This is a genomic window from Moheibacter stercoris (assembly GCF_040545805.1).
In the GTDB taxonomy this organism is placed as follows: domain Bacteria; phylum Bacteroidota; class Bacteroidia; order Flavobacteriales; family Weeksellaceae; genus Moheibacter; species Moheibacter stercoris.
On record NZ_JBEPMO010000001.1, the window covers coordinates 306662 to 328174 of the forward strand.

Here is a 21513-nt window from a genome sequence, read left to right on the forward strand (position 1 = left end):
ATCTTGTTTATTTATGTTGAATAATTAATTTTTCGGTCGAAATTTTTCCGTTTTGGATGAGTTGAAACAAATAAATTCCATTGGGCAAATGAGTCGTATCGAGTTGAAACTTGTTACGATTGAAACCTTGATTCAACAAAACTTTCCCGTTTAAATCCGTGAGTTGAACCTGAACATTTCCAGAAAAGGTATGGTGAATTTCCACTTTATCTCCAGCCGGATTGGGAAGGATTTGAAAAGAAATTTGCTGATTTTCTACCGTAGCCATGTTGTCATATGCTTTGGCAAAATAACTTATTGCACCAAGAGATCCTTTGGCAACTTCCAAAATGAAATCCAAATCTACACGATCCATTGTGTCTTGGGAAGAATGTGGATATGGCGATTCATTGTATTCATACAAACCTGTAATCACATAACCTTCTTCTTGAAATGGAACATAATCAGAACCATAAGCGTTTGAGATGTTTGTTTCCAAATTCGAATACAATTCCATCAAGTTTTTCAATTCGTTTGTTGCGGTATGAGAAGCAGAATTATTGGAATTAGGCTGACTTTCATCGCGCTCGCAGTTGATTTTATTGTTCACTTCCCCTGCTACACCCCCAACTTGATCGATGTTGAACACCAATTTGATGTCCAAATTTTGTGGAATTACAATGTCTTCTACATATTTTCGACTTCCTACCAAACCCCATTCTTCAGCAGTAAAATGAATGAATTTAATGGAATATTCGGTAGGAATATCTTTTAAAATTCGGGCCATTTCCAACAAAACTACAGTACCACTACCATTGTCATTTGCTCCTGGACCATTTAAGGTATCATAGTGCGCATCTACCACGATATAGGTGTTGGGATAAGTCGTTCCCGTTTTGGTCACAATTAAGTTATATCCGGTTTGACCAAATGCATTGACCGCTTGTTGTTCAATACTTGTATAGCCCCAAGATTGATACAATCCTTTTAGCCAATTAAAAGCATTATTGGCAGCATTGGAACCTAATTCTTTTTCTCCAAAGTTGACAAATGAAGTCAGATTTGTTTCAATCCTAGATGCTTGAACTTGATCGACCAATGTTTGGTGAAAAGGATTATGCGATTGAGCAATTAAAATGGAACCAAAAAAGAGAGAGGCAAGAAAACTCTGTGCTAATTTCATGAAATTTTAAATCTATGTTTTGAAACTAAAAACCCCTTAATGTTAAATGATCAAGGGGTTTTCTGAGTTTGTTTACAAGTTTAAACGAATTCCTCGTAGGCTTGCATTAAATTTTCAGCGATTGCTTGTGCAGAATGTCCCTCGATGTGGTGACGTTCCAACATATGAACCAATTCACCATCTTTGAATAAGGCAACAGCTGGAGAGCTAGGAGGGAAAGGTTGTAAATATTCTCTCACACGACTCACAGCGTCCATATCAAATCCGGCAAAAACGGTAGTTAAGTTGTCTGGAGCTTTTTCTCCTGACAAAGACATCAACACACCTGGTCTTGCAGCACCTGCGGCACAACCACAAACGCTATTTACCATCACCAAAGTAGTTCCGCTTTTTTTCATTGCTTCATCTACTTTTTCAACTGTTGTTAAATCTTCGAACCCATTCAAAGTCAATTGCTCCTTCATGGGAATTACAATATGTTCTGGATACATTTTTTAAATTTTTAATGATGTACAAATTTACGCTTTCTTTCTTATTTGGCAGAATGAATTACCTTTGAATTAATTATAAGGTTATAAAGTAGATTGATGAAATTCTCATTAGGCAGTGATAAAAGATTAAAAAGTCAAAAAAAAATAGACCGACTTTTTACCGAAGGAAAGAGAATTCAAAAATTTCCATTGCGCGCCGTTTTTTTTGCGGAAGAATCCGAAACTCCTAAAATCCAAATTGCGGTAAGCGTTCCCAAGAAATTGGTCAAAAAAGCAAACAATCGAAACTTGATTAAAAGACGTATGCGAGAAGCATTTCGCTTGAATCAATACCAGTTAAATACCAGTCAAAATCTGGATATTATGTTTATTTATTCTACTTCAGAAATAATGGATTATGCGAAAATAGAGAAATCTATGAAGGTTTTGATCGATTCTCTAAATTCCCTTTCAAACGATAATATTTCAGAAATATAGCGCACAAAATAAGTCCGCAAACTCCTGCACAAAGTCCAATCAAATAAGGTCGATTTTCATCGCCCAAAAAAGGCAATTGAAAGTCAAAACTGATGATGTTATAGATAAAAGAGCCCAAAATAATGACCAAGGCTACATAGACAAATGTTTTCATTTTTTTGTTTTAAATCGTTTTTATTCCCCTTTAAATATGGTTAGATTGGCTTTTTTCTAAAAATTTTGGACAAATAAAGCGCCAATGTTGGCAACAAATAATTTGACAGCGATGGATAAAAGGATGATTCCAAATACCTTTTTCAAAACCGACATGATTCCTGGTCCCAATAATTTCTCTAGTCTTCCTGCGTTTCTCAAAACCAAATATACGATAATCATATTGAGAATAATGGCAATGATAATGTTAATATCGGCATATCCTGCGCGTAAAGAAAGAACAGTTGTCAAGGAACCTGCTCCGGCAATCAACGGAAAAGCAATCGGTACAATCGAAGCCGATTCGGGTTCTGAATCTCTATGAATTTGAATTCCAAGGATTAATTCCAATGCGATGATGAAAATGACAAAGGCACCCGCGACTGCAAAGGATTCTACATCAATTCCGATGAATGTCAAAATTTTGGTTCCAAAAAATAAGAACGATATCATCAAAACACCCGCAACAATCGAAGCTTTTTCAGATTGGATAAATCCCACACGGTTTCTAATGTTGACGATAATGGGAATACTTCCTAAGATGTCAATTACGGCAAATAGAACGGCAAAACAGGTTCCAATTTGTTTAATATCGATTTTCGCAAAAATATCTCCCATAGCATTCAGATTTTTTGCAAAGGTATAAACCGAAATCTAAACAAGCCCATTCTTTGCCTAAAATTTGGAAAATAAGCCCATTAAGTAAGGAATGATTTGATTGTCAATAGATTCTTGAAATTAAGAAAGATTCTAATTAGAACTTAAATTCTTTTATTGTTTTTGTCTGAATTATTTGGACAAAAAGGCTTTCCAAAGTTTTTCAGTTTCTTGGTATTTTCCTTTTAAATCAAAGGATTCTCCAAAATAAGCATACTTGGATTCTTTACAAGACAATAAAAGATTTTTCCAATCAGAAGCCAAGTTTCCATAACTATGTGCTAGTTTGGATTCAACTGAATTTTCTGTGAATTCCGACAAATTGGTTTGACTAAAGTACATTCCCATTTGGGTCAAAATATCCTCTTGAAGCGATAAAAAGGCAGATTGATCACCTTTTTCTGCCAAGCTTTTCAATTCAGTCAATTTGGTTTGAATCTGATTTTTAAACTGATTCTTAGAATCTTTTTCGGTTTGTTTTGCAGATTTCTTGTTCTCTTTTTTCTTTCTTCCAAATAAGAAAAATCCGCCAAGAGATAATCCAACAATTCCCAAAACAACCCAGATCCAATTTTGATCTTTCCCGACTTTTTCCACCACTTGATTTTTTACTTCCGCAATTTTCGCAGGAATCACAATGTTATCAAATGTTGAGGTAGTATCCGTTCTTATATGATCATGTAGCTCATCCAAACTGTCCTTTTCCATTGGAAGTGGCGGCTCTGGGCCATTTACTTTCAATTCAAAAGCTTTTGTTTTAAGCGTCACATATTTCTCTTGTTCAGGATCGAAATAATTGAAGGAAACCGGACCGATTTTATAATCTCCTCCATAAGCAGGAACCAAAACATGATTTTGAACAATTTTACCTTTCATACCCGAAGGTCGAAGTTCAATCACTTCTTTTTTGGTTGGCGCAAAGGTTTCAATGTGCTCTGGCATTGGAACTTTTGGTGGTTTCAGGGTGTTTAAATTTCCAGACCCAATGATTTCCACTTCCAAGTTTACGGCTTCGTTGGACTTGGTTTCTTTTTTGGAAAGAGAAGCATTGAGGTTATAATTTCCAACCGCTCCACTAAAATTTTCGGGTTTTCCAGCAGGAAGTACTTTTACTTTCAAATGGATAGGATCGGAGGTTAATTCTACATTTTCTGCTCCATAATATCCGGAAATTAAGACTTGAATCGAAAACGGATCGATTTCAATTTCCCCTGTTTTTTGTGGAAATACGATATATCTCGCCAATTCTTGCGAAACAAATGTCTGTCCGTTGACCAATTCTTGACGAACGCTATTGCTTACTTTTTCGCTGACATATTTGGCAATTAAATTCGAAAAATCAGGTTCTTTGTAATTGCGTAAACGATTCAGAATCGAATAATCTCTAGCGTAAATTTTTACGGTTAAAACAATTTCTTGATTTAAGAATGGATTTCTTTCCGTGACTTCTGTCGTTAAAAATGCGCCTTGTAAACGTTTTCCTGGCTCTGATTTGGGTTTTAAACCTTTTTTAACCGTAATGGTTATGGGATTGGTTTTGTATCGTTTTCCACCAATGGAAATGCTTGCGCTTCCAATGGTATATTCGCCTTCTTGATCGGCCACCAAAACAACTTCAATTCCAGACAAATTATGCACTTCTCCGTTGTTGATGCTTACGCTATTCAAACTAGATTCGCCTAATTGATGCAAACCATCGAAATTGGGCATTTTTAATTGTTGATCAATGCTCAAATTGGTTTCACCATAGGTCAACACAAAACGCACAGAGAAACGCTCGTTGACCGAAACTTCTGTTTTACTCGCTTGGGCTTGGAATGAGATTCCTTGTCCCCATGCGATGCAAGCGGTAAAAAGAACCAAAATAAAATGTAAAATGCTTTTTAACATCACCAATCCTTATCTGTATTCACGCGAACTTTTTCTGCTTTTTGGCTTATAATTCGTTTCAATGTTTCTTGCTCTTGTTGTCGGAGAGCTTCCAATAAATTTTCTTGGTATTCTAGATTGGATGATTGTGGAGAAGAATTTCCTTTTCCATCTGATCCTTTTGAAATGGTATTCTGTTGAGGTTGTTGACCTTGACCTTCTTTGTTTCCATTTTGACCACCTTCTTGTTGCCCATCGTCATTTTGAGGATTTTGACCTTGTTGGTCTTGGTTTTCCTCATTTCCGTCTTGGTCAGATTGATTTTGATCTTGAGAATCTTGGTTTTGATCCTCATTTTGGTCGTTTTGATCTTCTTGATCTTGATTATTTTGATCTTCGTTTTGGTTTTCTTGTTGTTCCTCCAATAACTTTCGAGCCAACGCATAATTGTAACGCGTTTCATCATCATTCGGATTTTGAATCAAGGCCTGTTTGTAATTAGCAACGGCTTGTTCATAGTTTTTCTCATCAAAAAAGGTTTTCCCGATGTTGTGAAAAGCCATATGTTTTTCGGCTGATGATGAAGATTGATTCTGAATGACTTTGTCGAAATGTGCTCTTGCTTCGTTGTATTTTTTTTGTTCAAACAAAGCATTTCCCAAATTGAAATTGGCTTTGATGGAATTTTGATCTTCTTTCAAAGCTTGACGATAGTTCAGTTCGGCTTTGGGAAAATCTTTTTGTTGATAATTTTGATTGCCTGCAATGATATAATCTTTCGCAACAGTCGATTGAGCCGAAAGGCTTGAAAATAGACTCACGAAACAAAATAAAAACAATATATGTTGGTTCATAGGCATTCAGGGACAAAACTAACCCTTTTTGTTGTTAAAAACTTTATGTTCAGTTGTTAAAGTATCTATAAAAATCAAAAGCAAAGAAATCGCTAAAATCCACTGAAAAACGTGCTTTTTGTCACGACTCATCGCTGTGTCTTGGACATTTTTTTCGAGCGAATTTAAGTAAGTATGCAATTGTTTCAAAGTTTCTTCTGTTTGATTTGCCAAAATATAGGTTCCATTGGCTGATTTTGCCAAAGATTTCAAGGAAGATTCTTCCAATTTGGAAATAACCGTTTCGCCATATTTGTCCAATTTATATTCTTGAAAACCACCAATGTGCATTGGGATTGGACCTCCAGCTGTTGTACCAATTCCCAAAGAAACAATATGGATGCGATTATCCTTGGCTAATTTTTCGGCTTTGCTCACACTATTTTCATTGTCTTCTCCATCCGATAAAATCACCAAAAGCTTTCCTGTAGAAGGTGTATTTCCAAACATTTCTACTGCTTTTTGAAGAACATTGGAAAAAGAAGTTCCTTGCTGCGAAATCAAATCGGGACTTGCGCTTGCTATATAGGATTGAATGGCCGAATAATCATTGGTCAATGGCGAAATGGAATAAGCATCTGCCGCAAATACAATCAAGCCAACACGGTCGCCACCCAAACGATTGACCGATTCTGAAATAATCTTTTTGGCGCGTTCAATTCGACTTGGAGCAACATCTGCTGTGTTCATACTATTGGATAAATCCAAGGCATAAATGATGTCAACTCCTTCTCGTTGCACTTTGATTTCTTCTTCTCCATACAAAGGATCCATCAAAGCGATGATGGCGAAAAATAGTCCAGCAGCAATCAATCCAACTTTTATCCAATAGCGAGATTGGTCGTTGGATGGAAATATCTTTTGAATCAATTTTGAATCAGCAAAAGATAATTTTACACGCTCTCTCCATCGATACACATAGATCGACAATCCGATGAATACCGGAATTGCCAAAAGCCAAATGCTATTTTCTGGTTGTGCCCAATCCATCAGGTTAATTCTTTGAATAAAGTTCGACGTAAAATCAATTCCAGCAATAACAAAATCAATCCCCAAGTCAAGTATTTCCCAAATAATTCGGTGTAATTGTAATACTTGATTTCGTTGATTTCGGTTTTTTCCAATTGGTCAATTTGTTTGTAAATTTCCCCTAAGGATTCATTATCGGTCGCCCGAAAGTATTGTCCGCCTGTATTACCTGCGATGTATTTCAGCAAAGGTTCGTCAATTTCCACTAACTGCGGCGTAAAAATTAATTCTCCTGTAAATGGATCTTCAGCTGTTGGGAAAGGCGCTCTACCATTGGTTCCAACGCCAATTGTATAAACTTTTATATCACGATCAACAGCAATTGCTGTTGCATTTTGTGGCGAAATATAAAGCAAATCGTTGGTATAGTCGATAGACTCGACTCCATCGGTAATCAAAATGATGATTTTGCTTTTGGCTTTGCTGTCTTTTAAATGGTTGATCGCCGTAGCCAATCCGACCCCGATGGCTGTTCCATCTTCCAATTCACGTGTTTGTAATTTGCGAATTTCCTCTACCAAAACGCGATGATCGGTTGTCAAAGGAACTTTGGCAATGGCTTCACCCGAATACGCAACCAAACCAATTCGGTCGGTTGGTCGTTGTAGGGAAAAGGTTTCGGCAACTTTTTTCAAAGCTTCAAGTCGATCGGGCTCCAAGTCTTTGGCCAACATACTCAAAGAAGTATCGACCACCATGATGATGTCAATTCCTTTGTCAGACTTGACGGTGGAGGTCATTTCTACCATTTGAGGTCTCGCCAAGGCAATAATCATGAACGTCAAAGCCGCAAGTCGCAAAACAAAAAGTAAGGGCTTTAATTTGCCTAAAATGCTTTCAGAATTTTCAAATGGTTTGAGTGTGGAAATTTTAACCGCAGGCGGACTTTGTTTCTTTCGAATCCGTAGAAAAATCAACAACGGAATCAAAAGAAGCAGCAAAAGCAACCACGGATTTTGAAACTCAAAATTTCCCATCATTCAATTTTTCTGTATTTCAAATTGGGTAAATCTTCTTGAACGGAATCATCTTCCAATTCCAAAGGTTTGATTTTTTCGACCAAATCGGCCACCCAATTTCGATAATATTCGTGTTTTTCCTTTTCTGGCATTGCTTTCGCGAATTTAACCAAATCAGAATCAAACAAGAATTCTTTCAATTTTTGAACATCTTCGCTTGTCAATTGGTCTGATTTTTTAAAGTGATCCACCAAATCATCTGACAACAATTCCAAGGAAGAAAAATGATAAACGCGACCCAAATAGCGACGCAACAAATAGGACAATTCCGAATAATACGGATTGACCAAATTTTTATCTAAATATTTCTTTTTGTCTAAATTTTTCAAGGCATCCACCGCTTCTTCATACGGCGTTTTGATGGTATAGGACTTTTCGTCTGATCGTTTTTTGTTTCGCAAGAAAAGAATGGTCAAAACCAAAAGCACCAAAAAAATCAAAATGGCCGCGACGAAATACATCCAATACTTGTCCCAATAGTCTTTCCAAGTGTATTCTTCGCCCATAATGGGTTTGATAGGAAAGCCTTCCATGTCTTCTGGATTTAGTTCGACTTCTTCCACTTTTATCGTGAAAGAATTGGACAAAATCGTATCGGAATCGATGACAATTGGCAAAGAACGAATGAGAAATTCTCCCGAATCAAAACTTGTCAAGGTCAATTCTTGAACCAATACTTTTCGTTCGTTTTCAAAAACAGTATCAATTTTTTGGTCTAAAATTTCCACATGAAAACTCAAGGTATCTTTCAGTTCGGGTAAGGAAACTCGTTGATTGGGCTGAATAGGAATGCTAATTCGGTAATGAATCGGTTCGCCAATTTTGATGTTGGCGGTGTCGATTTCGGCTTTGATTTGTGCATTTGCTTCGAAAGAAATTAGACAAGAAAAAACCATCAACAGGCTGAAAAGGAAAGATTTTATCTTTCCAACTTCCAACTTCCAACCTCCAACACTTCCTACTTCTTTCATTTCACTGAATGTTTTTTGAAATAGTTCAACAAAGGTTTGATGTAATCTTCATCGGATTGAATGCTCAAATATCCAGCACCTGCCGTATGAAAGTTATGGGAAATTTGATTCGTTTTCAATTCGAAATAATTTCTGTAGTTCGCACGCACTTGAGCGGAAGAGGTATTGATTAATTTTTGAACACCGGTTTCATTATCCACCAAAGTAATCAAGCCGACATCTGGAAAATCCATTTCCTTTTCATCGAAAATTCGGATTCCTGTTACATCGTGCTTTTTGGCTGCAATGCGCAGATTTTTGGTGTAATTTGACTCATCTATAAAGTCTGAAATCACAAAAACATTGGCTTTTCGCTTGAAGGTATCCATCAAAAATCGCAAGGCAATTTCTAGGTTATTTTGCTTGTTTTTGGGTTCATAATTAACCAATTCGCGGATGATCCGCAAGACATGTTGCTTTCCCTTTTTTGGCGGCACAACAAGTTCCACTTGATCGGTAAACAAAACCAATCCTACTTTGTCATTGTAGGTGATGGCAGAAAAGGCAAGGGTTGCACAGATTTCGGCAATCGTATCGGATTTGAACTGTTTTCTCGTTCCAAACTGTTCCGAAGCACTAACGTCGACCATCAAAATCATGGTCAATTCGCGTTCCTCTTCAAAAACTTTCACATAAGGATCGTTGAAATGCGCCGTTTTGTTCCAATCGATGTTTCGCACATCATCACCGTATTGATAAGGTCGAATTTCAGAAAAAATCATCCCACGACCTTTAAATGAGCTATGGTATTCGCCCATAAAAAGATTATTGGCTTTGCGACGGCTTTTGAGTTCAATTCGCTTGACTTTTTTGATGATTTCTTTGGTATCCAATTTGACGTTTGGTTGAAAAATTCGTTGAAATTTTGTTTTTTCTATGGAATTGGAATCGCGTTCAAAATATCGTCGATAATTTTATCGGCAGTGATATTTTCTGCTTCGGCTTCGTAGCTCAATCCAATTCTATGACGCAAAACATCTTTGCTCATTGCTCGAACATCTTCTGGAATCACATAAGCTCTTCTTCTCAAAAAGGCATAGGCACGCGCTGCCAAAGCCAAATTGATGCTACCACGTGGAGATGCTCCAAACGAAATAAGTGGCGATAATTTGCTTAAATTATATTCTTGTGGAAAACGAGTGGCATTGATGATGTCTAGAATGTATCGTTCAATTTTTTCGTCCATATAGACTTTTCGAACGATTTCTCTTGAACGAAGAATTTCTTCCAAACTGATGACTTTATCAATTTTTGGGAAATTATCGTCGATGCTATTTCGTAAGATGATGCGCTCCGCTTCTTTGTCGGGATAAGTAATCAAGGTTTTCAACATGAAACGGTCCACCTGAGCTTCTGGAAGCGGATAAGTTCCTTCTTGTTCCACTGGATTTTGCGTTGCCAGCACCAAAAACGGATTTTCCAAACGATAGGTTTCGTCACCAATTGTTACTTGTTTTTCTTGCATAGCTTCCAACAATGCCGATTGAACTTTTGCAGGAGAACGATTGATCTCATCTGCCAATACGAAATTGGCGAAAATGGGACCTTTTTTGATTTTGAAATCGTTTTCCTTGATGTTGTAAATCAAAGTTCCTACAACATCTGCCGGCAATAAATCGGGTGTAAATTGGATGCGAGAAAACGATCCACTTACAGCTTCTGAAAGGGTTTTGATCGCCAAGGTTTTGGCCAAACCAGGAACACCTTCCAAGAGAATATGGCCGTTTGATAAAAGTCCGATTAAAAGACTTTCGACCATTTTTTCTTGACCGATTACTTTCTTATTTATTTCATTGGAAAGTCGATAAATCGCTTGGCTTTCCATCTCTATTTCTTCGCTTAATTGACGAATGTCAAAAGAAGATAATTTATTCTGCATATGTAAGAATTAAAAGCACGCTAAGTTGCAAAATTTGTCAATGCCATTACGCTAATTTAATGGTAGCAAATTGTTAAAGTTTGTTAATAGAATTCTTTATTCATCAGCCATAGCTTGCCATTTTTTAAAGACGGAAATTAAGAAATAAATCCCAATAAAAACAACCAATAAGTTGGTGAAAGCAATCAATGTAAAATTGTCTGAAATCCACTCCACATGCGGATGTTGAATGTATTGATTTGTCAAACCATCATGGACATAGGTTGGCGGATAAAGATTGTCCATCCAATTGGAGTATAAAGAAATTACAATAGGAAGGATGGCACCAAAAGTCCAAACCACCCAATTTAAATTGACGCCTGTTGCTAATTTCCACTTGGATTGACTAATACCAATCCCAGTAATAATCCAGAACAAGGCAAAAAACGCCAATAATAGTCCAAGGCCTAAATTGAGTTCATAAAAAATCATCGCTTGTAAGAAGATGAAAAAAGTACTCAAATACACAAAAAACACAATAATTGAACCCACCAAAGAGACCACCCAGGAACGCATGGACGTCATACGAAATGTAAAAATGAGCAAAGTGAAAAATAAGCTGACATATAGCCAAGTTATGATTTCGTGTAGTTCTATAATTCCCTTTTGTGCATGGTAAATGTTGTTTATACTAGTTGTCAGGCCTGCTTCATAGATATAATCTTTATAGTAAGTTTTGTTATCGGCTCTGTTGTAACGAGTAGATTCTTGCAATTCATAATCCACAAAATAATAAGGCGGATTGTATACGTAATCGATCCAATCTTTGTCTTTGAATCGATATCCAACGTTCAATTCGTCAGCTAATTTTAGGTAACGATCCATTAATTTTTGAATGGAATCTTTTTGATTATTTAGCAATAGATTATGCGTTTGTTCGGCGTAATATTTTGGATTTCGAATGGAGTCAAAATCATAAAATAGTTCATTACAATAATTGTAAATGCTTTTCAAATTATACCGTACAGACTGATAAGAAGAATCTGAAGGGTAGTTTTCGGTATATTCTGTAATTTCAACAGCTGCTTCATACGTAGAATTTGATTGATATACAACGGGTTCAGATGTTTTATAATCATGAGTTGGAGTCCAGTTTTTGCGTGATGGAAAATGTTCTAACAAAAGAAGATCAAACTCAAGATTTTGGTTTATTTGATTGTCTAAACTATCCTTGTATATTTTATAATTGGCAGTATCAACCTTTTCCCAAAAAGTATTATTTCGGACTTGATTGGCGACAAATTTTTTCAATAATCGATCTTCGTTGACCAAAGAATCAAACAACGGCAAGGGCAAACAACGAGAACTTTGCGCATAACTATTGGAGTTTTGGTCATTGTCTGCGAAATAAAGCTGTAGTGTAAATGGCGCCACCCGATTTATTAAATCTTTGTATTCCTTAATTTCGGTTTTGGTTTTCACATTGGCAATGCGTGTTTCCAAACCTTTGTTGAAAGAAACATAGGTTCCAGTAAGAAGAAAAAGGATAGAGAAAATAATCAGAAATTCTTTGTAGAGAGAAAGATTTGATTTCGGATATAAAGATTTGAAGGCGTTTTGTTTGAAATATTGATTCAACCAAACAACCAATATCAAAATCGCACTTAAAACCCCAAACCAAACATAAACCGACGTGAAAAATCGTTGAAAAATCATAGTTTCTTGAAGTTCCACAGGATTTTGGTAGGAGAAAAAGCCGAAAAGAAAGAAAATCACATTATAAACAACCAATAAAAGTAACATCCAAAGCCATTTGGTATTCCAAACAACAGGGTGATTTTCTAATAAATATTTGTCTAATTTTTTGAACATGAGGATAGATTTAGTTGATGAAGAAACGACGACTTGAATTGGAAATATCTCGGATGTAGGTCAAAGGAATGTCTGACTCTCCGAACTGTTTCAAAACCTCATTAAAAGAAGTTTCTGGGTTGAAAAACAACATATAATTTCCACCGTTGAAATGAATTTTTTCCAAACCGAATGACGCTAATTTCTCTTGCAAAATTTCTCTAGAAATTTCCGATTCCAATTCCAAAATCAATTGATGACTCGCTTCATCGATTTTAATGGAACTATCGTTGACCAATTTTCCTTTTTCGAGGTAAATAATTTTGTCTGAAATTTTTTCAACTTCATACAATTGCTGCGAACTCAAAACCACTCCAAATGGTCGATACAAAGATTCTGACAAAGATTTCAAATCTTCCAAAATCACTTGTTGAGCTAAAACGTCGAGGTTTGCCAAAGGTTCGTCCAACAACAAAACTTCGGGTTGTCGAAGCAAGGTTCTGGTCAGTTCAAATCGCATTTTGTATCCAGACGAAAGCCTCGCCCAATTCAATTCTTTGTATTGCCAAAGTCCCATTCGAGCCAAAGCCGTCAGCGCCATATAGTAATTGTCTTCTCCCAAAACTCCATGATTGGTCAAGGTAAATTGTAAGTTGTCGAGCAAACCGCCGCGCAAGACTTCAATCCGTTGAGGGATGTATACCAATTTCGTTCGCAAATCATAGTGATTGTTGAAATTTTCTCGGAACTGATAGTCAATATTTCCCGAGTCGGGTTTTAATTCACCTGCGAGAAGCCTTAAAAGAGTCGTTTTCCCATTTCCATTTTCGCCGACAAGTCCGACAATTTTACTGGGTTGAATGCTAACATCCAAAGGACCCAATTTAAAATTTCCTTTGGCATATTGTTTCGAAATATTCTTGGCATTGATGATATTACGATTGGAGTTGGGTTGATTTTTTGGTCCAACTTGACGAATTTTCTCCAGTAAATTCATCGCTTTTGCAACATCATTTGTTGAATCATCTGGATTTTGATGGCGCCAATCTGTATAGGAAATTACCTCTTTCAGAATTTCGGTATTTCCTGTATCCAAAGCAGAATCAATCAATTTACGAAACCCTAGATTTAGATCTCCATTCTGGTAAAAATCGGAAACTTCTGCAAGTCGTTGGTTAAATAGATTCATAGTGTAAAAATTAGCTAAATCTAAGAAAAACTATTGAGTATTATTCTCCAAATATGATTCATTCACAACCTCAAATTCTATATATTTGTGAATGTTAGCTGAAAAATGAAGAAGATTCAATTAGGATTTATAACGTATTTCATTTTTATTGGGTTCTTTGCCAATGCGCAAATCAATGAATCTGAAAAGTTATTGGTACAAGCAGAAGAAGTTTTGCTTTACAATCCTCAAGAGTCCAATAAAATAGCTGATTACCTGCTGAAACAATCCAATTCAGACGATAAAAAATCTGAAGCCTATTACATACGTTCCTTTTCTCATTTCATCATGGGAAATTTAGATCAATCCTTGTCCGATGCATATGCGGCAAAAAATTTGGGTGATAAAAATTCCGAAATTCAACAAAATAGTCAGCAATTAATCAATGAAATTCTGAGAATTTTAGAGTTAAATGTTAAGCACTTTTCCTTTGCCGACCCGAAACGTCCGACTCAATTGGAAAGCATCTCAAATCACTACCATAAAGGCTTGGATGACATTTCTAAGAACCAATTAGATAAAGCCGAACGAGAAGCAAAGGCCTTGCTTTCGAAATCAGATGTATTAGATTTTCGGAAAGCTTTGGGTTATTTGATTTTGAGTGAAATTCAATTTGAACAAAAACAACACGATTCTGCCTTGATTTATGGACAAAAAGTGCAAGAATTTGCCCAGTTTTCTCAGAATCCTTTTTTCGAATATGAATCTAGTCTTCAATTGGCGAAAAATTATTTGGCCTTGAATCAGATGGAAGAATATCAAATTCAGAGTCAAATTTTGAAAGAAACCAGTATTCGAATTCAAAAAATTGAAACCCATGCGGCAAATGTGGCGCATCAATTATTTGTTCAAGATTTAGAAGAAAATCAAAGAAAATCGGAGCAAAAATTAAAATATTGGATGGGCCTTATTCTGACAATGATTTTGATTGCAATGGTGGTTTATGCAGTGTTTTATATACGATATCGAAGCAAAAAGAAAACCTACACACTTCTCGCAAATTATCTCAAAAAACAGGAAAACCAACTTTTGGAACAAGAGAATGTTTTGGAATTGGAGACGGAAGAAGAGGTAGAAGATTCTCTTGAAATCGAAGAAACGTCAAAACCCAAACCCATTCAAATTTTAAAAGAAAGTGAAAAGCAAATTTTGCAAGGTTTGCGCAAATTTGAGGCTTCACAAAAATACACCAACAAAGACATGTCCTTAAGCGTGTTGGCGGGGCAATTGAATACCAATACCAAATATTTATCTGAAATCATCAATCGACAAAAAAATAAAAACTTCAGCTCATATATCAATGAATTAAGGATCAAGTACATTACGGAGAAATTACGAAATGATCCAAATTATTTGAATTACAAAGTAAGCTATTTGGCAGAAGAATGTGGCTTTTCTTCCCATAGTACCTTTACAACCGTTTTCAAATCGGTGGTTGGGGTTTCGCCTGCTATTTTCATCGAATTAATCAAAGAGGATAATCAGAATCAACTCGTTAAAAAATTGGAACATGTGTAGTAGAAAATCAATTTTTTGGAGGTTTTGTGGGTTGATCTGTTTGCTTCAGTTTTCAGTTCTAACTGCACAGTCCAAGGAAGATAGTTTGTACAATCAGGCGGTAATTGATGTGTATGACAACCCCGATAAAACAATTGAGTTTGCCCAAAAATATTTAAAAGAAAATTCAAACAATCCCAAAAAGCAAGTTCAAGCCTTGTTGTTGATATCCAATTCTTATGCTTCTAAGAGAGATTATCAAAAATCTTTGGAATATGCGCTGAAAAGCAAAGAGATTAAAATTTCGGAGGATCACAAAGTCTTGGAAATGCAGATATTGAACAAAATCGCAGCTCAATATCATCAATTGGGTGTAAATGATAAAGCGCTGGAAGTATTGGACGAAGCAGATTTGGTTGCGATAAACTACCAACACCAAGACTCCATTCGCTTTTTGATAGGAAACAATTATGCGATTCGTGGATTTATTTACCGCGATCAATTGAGTTGTGATATTGCGATTGAATATTTAAACAAAGCCTATCAAGAGTTTTCTTCGTCAGAGGAAAGTCCAAGAAGCATGGCCAATAAAAGCGTGACAGCCTATAACATTGCCAATTGTTATGTGAATTTGAATCAAATCGAATCGGCAAAATCCCATTTTTTAACGGCTAAACAATTGGCTCAACAAGCAGACGCCAATAGTTTAACTTCTTTTGCTATGAAGGGATTGGCCGAAATTTATACCTTGGAAAGTCAATATGAAAAGGCGATTCAAGAATTAATTTTAGCTGAAAAGTTAGCGGATAAAGTAGGGGATTTGGTTTTGAATAGAGGAATTTACCAAGGACTTTCTGCCAATTATTTAGCGATTAAAGATTGGGAGAATTACCATAAATTTAATGTAGAATTTGAAAAACTTTCAAGTCAGATTAAGGAAAATGAACGAAGTACGATCAATACGATTTTGGATCATTTTTCGCAAGAAATGAATGAGAAAAAATCAAAAACAAGACTTTATTATTTTGCAATTCTTACAGGATTAATTAGTCTATTTTTGGGATTGTTTTTTTGGATTTTTAAACGACAAAAATACTTCCAATCTCAATTAAACTCCTTAAAATCTCAGATTAAAATCTAAAATTCCTTCCCGCTAAAAAAATAATTGGGAAATTAATTAAGTATCTTTAATACAGCATTTTGTATATTATTTTTTCTTTTGAATTTCATGAATTTCAAAAGACTAAAGATATATATTATAGTATTTGGAAGCCAAATGCTTTGTAGATTTGGGTATTAAAAATTTTACAATGAGAAACATTTACTTTTCGAAAATGAAATTGGCCATTTTGGGATCTTTCCTTTTGGGAGGATTCGGGAGTGCTCAAGTTCAGTTCAAAGAATTATCTGGTTTTGCCACGTCTATTTATGATATTAACAATCAAGGGATCGGACTTTTGGGCAACGGATATTATGATTTTGCCACCAATACACCTTCAAGTCCAGAGTCAGGTGTCGTACAAACTGCCTCTATCAATGAAGCTGGACAAGTTTTGGGTTTAATGGTCAATGATTCTGACCAATTTGTACCAGCCTTTAGAAATGCGGGTGTTTGGACGATGTTCTCTTCGGAAGCTTTCACTCCAGGAACAGAATATACCCTGTATTCAATTTCTGAGAATGGAGTTTATGTGTGTGGACAAACTGCATGGACACCAGAAGATGGAGCTTGGGGATTTATGTACAATACACAAACGCAAGAATTCAAATTATTAAATAGCACAAGCTATGAATATGGAGCAGCCTATTCGGTAAACAACAACGGAATCGCAGTAGGTTGGGTTGATCATCCAGATGCTGGAACTCAACGTTTACCAGCTATTTTCCATTTTGATGGGACGATTGAATTGATCAGTGAAGATTTAGGAGAAGCAAATGGAATCAATGACAACAATATGATTGTAGGTCAAATTTTAAGTCTTCCATTTGTGTACGATATGGACGCAGATGAAATGTCTACTTTTACCGTTCCAACAGGATACGAAACAGGAGCTTTTACAGACATTTCTATGAATAATATTGTAGTAGGATATGCTGGAACTTATATTCCTGGTACTGGATTTTATAGAGAACCTTTGGTTTACCATGCGGAATTAGGAGATAATCCACTTTTATTGAAAGATGTATTGAATGATCATTCGATCGATACTTCCACTTTATCTGGAACCGCTTACTCAATTTCACCAGACGGAAATTATGTAGCTGGATTCATCAGTGGAGCTGCTATGTTTGCTTCTGGATGGGCAGTTTATTTCGATGATTTATTGGTAGAAGGTGGTGGAGGAGACGAATGTTCTCCAGTAAACGTTCCATATTACCAAGATTTCGAATCAGCGGTTACACCTGAAATGCCAGAATGTACAACAGTTGAAAATGCTGGTGCAGGAAACAATTGGCATACGTATAATGGGCCAAACGGAGGATTTACCGGAACTTATTTACGTTACCAATGGAATTCTTCAAATGCAGCAAACTCTTGGTTTTATACCCAAGGAGTGAACTTAACAGCTGGTACTGCTTATAAAGTTAGCTATGATTATGGTTCGGAAGCTGCAGCTGCTTATCCAGAAAGCTTAAAAGTTGCTTATGGAACAGAGAACACACATACAGCGATGACCAACGTATTGGCGATTCATGAAAATTTCTTAACAGCTGAGGCTGCCATTACCAATGTAGTTGAATTTACACCAACTACTTCAGGAGTTTACTATTTCGGATTCAATGCATTTTCAAATGCCGATATGTTCTATATGTACTTAGATAATATCAAAGTTGAATTAGCAGAAGAAATCGCAGAAGAATGTGAGTGGACGATTACGGTTGAAGGACCATTTTTTGGTGACGAAATTAGCTGGGAATTCAGAGGAGCAGACGGAACTGTTCTTCTTTCGGGAGGCGAATATGACGATATCGGATTCAGTGATGTTCAAACGATTTCAGCAGCTGGACCAGTAGAATTCTACATCGAAGCATTTGGAAATTTTGATGACAATGAAGTTTCATACGAAATCAAAAATGCAAACGGAATCCAAGCATCAGGATCCTTAGATGGTGGAGACGATGCAACACATTCAGATATGAATTGTGATGATGAAGGAGAAGACCCAACGTATTGTATTCCAGATTTAGATTGTACAGATGGAGATGTGATTACCAACGTTGTATTCCAAGAAATCAACAACCCAACATCTTGTAGCCCGAATGGATATGGTGATTATACATCTATGATTGCCAATGTTGAAGCAGGAAATTCTTATCCAATTAATGTGACAGTTGGAAGTGGATGGGCATATGAATCCGTATCAGTTTGGATTGATTACAACAACAACATGGTATTTGAAGAATCAGAATTTACCTATGTAGGAACAGGTTCAGGATCAGTAGTTTCAGGAAATATTGCCATTCCAGCAGGAACTGCAGATGGCGAATACAGAATGAGAGTACGTGTAGCAGCAGTAGGAGAAACATCTGCAACTTGGGATATGGCTTGTGATGAAGATCAAGGTTTTGGAGAAACCGAAGATTATACAGTTAACGTAGGAACTTTAGGGTTGCCATCATTGGCAAACAATAGCTTTGCGTACTATCCGAACCCAACAACTGGATTGGTAAATATCAGTTCTGCAAAAACAATTGAAAACGTTCAAGTTTACAATTTAGTTGGACAGGAAGTTTTAACGACTTCAAAAGTTGCAAATGGTCAAATAAATGTTCAAATGTTACCTGCTGGAACTTATGTTTTCAGAGTGGCATTGGAAGGTGGTCAAATTGAAACATTCAAAGTGATTAAAAAATAAAAATCCAAAAATTAAATTCATTGAAGCCTCGAGAAATCGGGGCTTTTTTTATGTGAAATTCTCTATTGATTCGTACTTCAATATAATTTAGAATAATTCTAAGAAAAAATGTGATTTGTTCTGAAATCTTTTATAGATAAGGGTTGCGAAGTATTTATTCATTTAACTAATTAAAATATAACTATATAAAAGATTTGTTTTTTCCAGTTTGTGGAAAATTTTAATAATTTCATCGATTATTTTTAAAACATAACAGATGAAGAAACATTTACTCATGTTGAGTGCATTCCTATTTTCTATTCTAGGAAATGCACAAATTTTAACCGAAAACTTTGATGATATTACGACGCTGTCCTCAAGTGGATGGACAATGACCAATCAAAGTACAACAGTTGGTACCACCAATTGGTTCCAAGGAAACACTGCTGTATTCGATAGCCATAGTGGTGATCCAACTTCTTATATTGGAGCTAACTATAACAACACAACTGGTTCTAGCACCATAAGCAACTGGTTGATTACTCCTACATTAAATGTAAAGGATGGCGATCAATTAAAATTTTGGACGAGAACTTCCTCTGGTTCAATTTACAATGACCGCTTAGAAGTTCGTTCTAGTACTGGAACGATGACTTTGCCATCGGGTCCGACTGGCGTTGGTAGTTTTACAAATTTATTATTATCCATCAATGAGAATCTAGATTTATCCTATCCAGAAGTTTGGACAGAATATACCGTGACTATCTCTGGAGTGGGTTCAACTCCTGTTGCGATGAATCTAGCATTCCGTTATTATGTGACAAGTGGAGGTCCTTCTGGAACTAACTCTAATTTTATTGGGATTGATACCTTGTCCGTAGTTGAAGGAGAAGGTGGTGGAGGAGATGAATGCGCTCCAGTAAACGTACCATATTACCAAGATTTCGAATCAGCGGTAACACCAGATATGCCAGAATGTACAACAGTTGAAAACGCTGGATCTGGAAACAATTGGCACACTTACAATGGAACAAGTGGAGATTTCACAGGAACTTATTTACGTTACCAATGGAATTCTGCCAACCCAGCAAATTCTTGGTTCTATACGCAAGGAATCAACTTAACGGCAGGTACAGCCTATAAAGTTACTTATGACTATGGAACTTATTCTGCAGGAACTTTCCCAGAAAGCTTAAAAGTAGCTTATGGAACAGAGAATACGCATACAGCAATGACCAACGTATTGGCTACTCACGAAGATTTTGTGACAGATTTACAAGTAGAAACCAATGTAGTTGAATTCACAGCTACTACTTCAGGAGTTTATTACTTCGGATTCAATGCATTCTCTGACGCAAATATGTTCTACTTGTATTTAGATAATATCAAAGTTGAATTAGCAGAAGAAATCGCAGAAGAATGTGAGTGGACGATTACGGTTGAAGGACCATTTTTTGGTGACGAAATTAGCTGGGAATTTAGAGATGCAGACGGAACTGTTCTTCTTTCGGGAGGCGAATATGACGATATCGGATTCAGTGATGTTCAAACGATAACAGCAGCTGGACCAGTAGAATTCTACATCGAAGCATTTGGAAATTTTGATGACAATGAAGTTTCATACGAAATCAAAAATGCAAACGGAATTCAAGCCTCAGGATCCTTAGATGGTGGAGACGATGCAACACATTCAGATATGAATTGTGATGATGAAGGAGAAGATCCAACGTATTGTATTCCAGATTTGGATTGTACAGATGGAGATGTGATTACCAACGTTGTATTCCAAGAAATCAACAACCCAACATCTTGTAGTCCAAATGGATATGGTGATTATACATCTATGATTGCCAATGTTGAAGCAGGAAATTCTTATCCAATTAATGTGACAGTTGGAAGTGGATGGGCATATGAATCCGTATCAGTTTGGATTGATTACAACAACAACATGGTATTTGAAGAATCAGAATTTACCTATGTAGGAACAGGTTCAGGATCAGTAGTTTCAGGAAATATTGCCATTCCAGCAGGAACTGCAGATGGCGAATACAGAATGAGAGTACGTGTAGCAGCAGTAGGAGAAACATCTGCAACATGGCATATGGCTTGTGATGAAACACAGGGGTATGGAGAAACAGAAGATTATACAGTTAACGTAGGAACTTTAGGGTTGCCATCAATGGCAAACAATAGCTTTGCGTACTATCCGAACCCAACAACTGGATTGGTAAACATCAGTTCTGCAAAAACAATTGAAAACGTTCAAGTTTACAATTTGTTAGGACAAGAAGTTTTAACGACTTCAAAAGTTGCAAATGGTCAAATAAATGTTCAAGCTTTGACAAGCGGAACGTATATTTTCCGTGTTTCTTTGGAAGGAGGAATTGTTGAAACCTTCAAAATCATCAAAAAATAAAGTAAAGATACCTCTAGCAAAGCCCCGA

General features: G+C 36.3%; 18 protein-coding genes. 5 read left to right on the forward strand and 13 right to left on the reverse strand.

Annotation, left to right across the window (positions count from 1 at the left end):
* Positions 1-7: 7 nt before the first annotated feature.
* Positions 8-1162: a M20/M25/M40 family metallo-hydrolase gene (locus ABID46_RS01405; protein ID WP_354506092.1), complete on the reverse strand. Its 1155-nt coding sequence runs from the start codon at positions 1160-1162 to the stop codon at positions 8-10.
* Positions 1163-1242: 80 nt separating this feature from the next.
* Positions 1243-1653, reverse strand: coding sequence for a BrxA/BrxB family bacilliredoxin (locus ABID46_RS01410; protein WP_354506094.1), 411 nt, complete (start codon positions 1651-1653; stop codon positions 1243-1245).
* 96 nt (positions 1654-1749) lie between these two features.
* Here ABID46_RS01410 and rnpA point away from each other — a divergent pair, with 96 nt between their 5' ends.
* Positions 1750-2130: a ribonuclease P protein component gene (gene rnpA / locus ABID46_RS01415; protein ID WP_354506096.1), complete on the forward strand. Its 381-nt coding sequence runs from the start codon at positions 1750-1752 to the stop codon at positions 2128-2130.
* Here the strand turns inward: rnpA and ABID46_RS01420 are convergent.
* The 11 genes from ABID46_RS01420 to ABID46_RS01470 form a co-directional block, all read right to left on the reverse strand.
* Positions 2069-2284, reverse strand: a complete 216-nt coding sequence (locus tag ABID46_RS01420) for a hypothetical protein (protein WP_354506397.1) — start codon at positions 2282-2284, stop codon at positions 2069-2071. The genes rnpA and ABID46_RS01420 overlap by 62 nt on opposite strands.
* A 56-nt stretch (positions 2285-2340) precedes the next feature.
* A complete protein-coding gene (locus ABID46_RS01425; protein WP_354506099.1) occupies positions 2341-2940 on the reverse strand; it encodes a MarC family protein in 600 nt (199 codons plus the stop codon).
* Positions 2941-3111: 171 nt separating this feature from the next.
* Positions 3112-4869: a BatD family protein gene (locus ABID46_RS01430; protein WP_354506102.1), complete on the reverse strand. Its 1758-nt coding sequence runs from the start codon at positions 4867-4869 to the stop codon at positions 3112-3114.
* Positions 4869-5702 carry a tetratricopeptide repeat protein gene (locus tag ABID46_RS01435; RefSeq protein WP_354506105.1) on the reverse strand — a complete coding sequence of 278 codons (834 nt, stop codon included), beginning with the start codon at positions 5700-5702 and terminating at the stop codon, positions 4869-4871. The genes ABID46_RS01430 and ABID46_RS01435 overlap by 1 nt, the downstream gene beginning before the upstream one ends.
* Positions 5703-5720: 18 nt before the next feature.
* Positions 5721-6731, reverse strand: coding sequence for a VWA domain-containing protein (locus ABID46_RS01440; protein WP_354506108.1), 1011 nt, complete (start codon positions 6729-6731; stop codon positions 5721-5723).
* The gene (locus ABID46_RS01445; RefSeq protein WP_354506111.1) at positions 6731-7750 is read right to left on the reverse strand and encodes a vWA domain-containing protein; all 1020 of its coding nucleotides are present in this window, start codon (positions 7748-7750) and stop codon (positions 6731-6733) included. The genes ABID46_RS01440 and ABID46_RS01445 overlap by 1 nt, the downstream gene beginning before the upstream one ends.
* Positions 7747-8760, reverse strand: a complete 1014-nt coding sequence (locus ABID46_RS01450) for a hypothetical protein (RefSeq protein WP_354506114.1) — start codon at positions 8758-8760, stop codon at positions 7747-7749. Before ABID46_RS01450 ends, ABID46_RS01445 begins: the two co-directional genes overlap by 4 nt.
* A complete protein-coding gene (locus ABID46_RS01455; protein WP_354506117.1) occupies positions 8757-9632 on the reverse strand; it encodes a DUF58 domain-containing protein in 876 nt (291 codons plus the stop codon). The genes ABID46_RS01450 and ABID46_RS01455 overlap by 4 nt, the downstream gene beginning before the upstream one ends.
* A gap of 41 nt (positions 9633-9673) precedes the next feature.
* Positions 9674-10678: an AAA family ATPase gene (locus ABID46_RS01460; RefSeq protein WP_354506120.1), complete on the reverse strand. Its 1005-nt coding sequence runs from the start codon at positions 10676-10678 to the stop codon at positions 9674-9676.
* 96 nt (positions 10679-10774) lie between these two features.
* Positions 10775-12529: a hypothetical protein gene (locus ABID46_RS01465; protein WP_354506123.1), complete on the reverse strand. Its 1755-nt coding sequence runs from the start codon at positions 12527-12529 to the stop codon at positions 10775-10777.
* Between the two features lie 10 nt (positions 12530-12539).
* Positions 12540-13697, reverse strand: a complete 1158-nt coding sequence (locus ABID46_RS01470; protein WP_354506126.1) for an ABC transporter ATP-binding protein — start codon at positions 13695-13697, stop codon at positions 12540-12542.
* Between the two features lie 105 nt (positions 13698-13802).
* Here ABID46_RS01470 and ABID46_RS01475 point away from each other — a divergent pair, with 105 nt between their 5' ends.
* From ABID46_RS01475 to ABID46_RS01490, 4 genes are all read left to right on the forward strand, one after another.
* Positions 13803-15254, forward strand: coding sequence for a helix-turn-helix domain-containing protein (locus ABID46_RS01475; protein ID WP_354506129.1), 1452 nt, complete (start codon positions 13803-13805; stop codon positions 15252-15254).
* Complete coding sequence (locus ABID46_RS01480; RefSeq protein ID WP_354506132.1) at positions 15247-16374, forward strand: tetratricopeptide repeat protein; 1128 nt, start codon at positions 15247-15249, stop codon at positions 16372-16374. The genes ABID46_RS01475 and ABID46_RS01480 overlap by 8 nt, the downstream gene beginning before the upstream one ends.
* Before the next feature lie 169 nt (positions 16375-16543).
* Positions 16544-19090: a GEVED domain-containing protein gene (locus ABID46_RS01485; RefSeq protein WP_354506135.1), complete on the forward strand. Its 2547-nt coding sequence runs from the start codon at positions 16544-16546 to the stop codon at positions 19088-19090.
* Positions 19091-19346: 256 nt separating this feature from the next.
* Positions 19347-21485, forward strand: coding sequence for a T9SS-dependent choice-of-anchor J family protein (locus ABID46_RS01490; RefSeq protein WP_354506138.1), 2139 nt, complete (start codon positions 19347-19349; stop codon positions 21483-21485).
* The last annotated feature ends 28 nt before the right edge of the window (positions 21486-21513 follow it).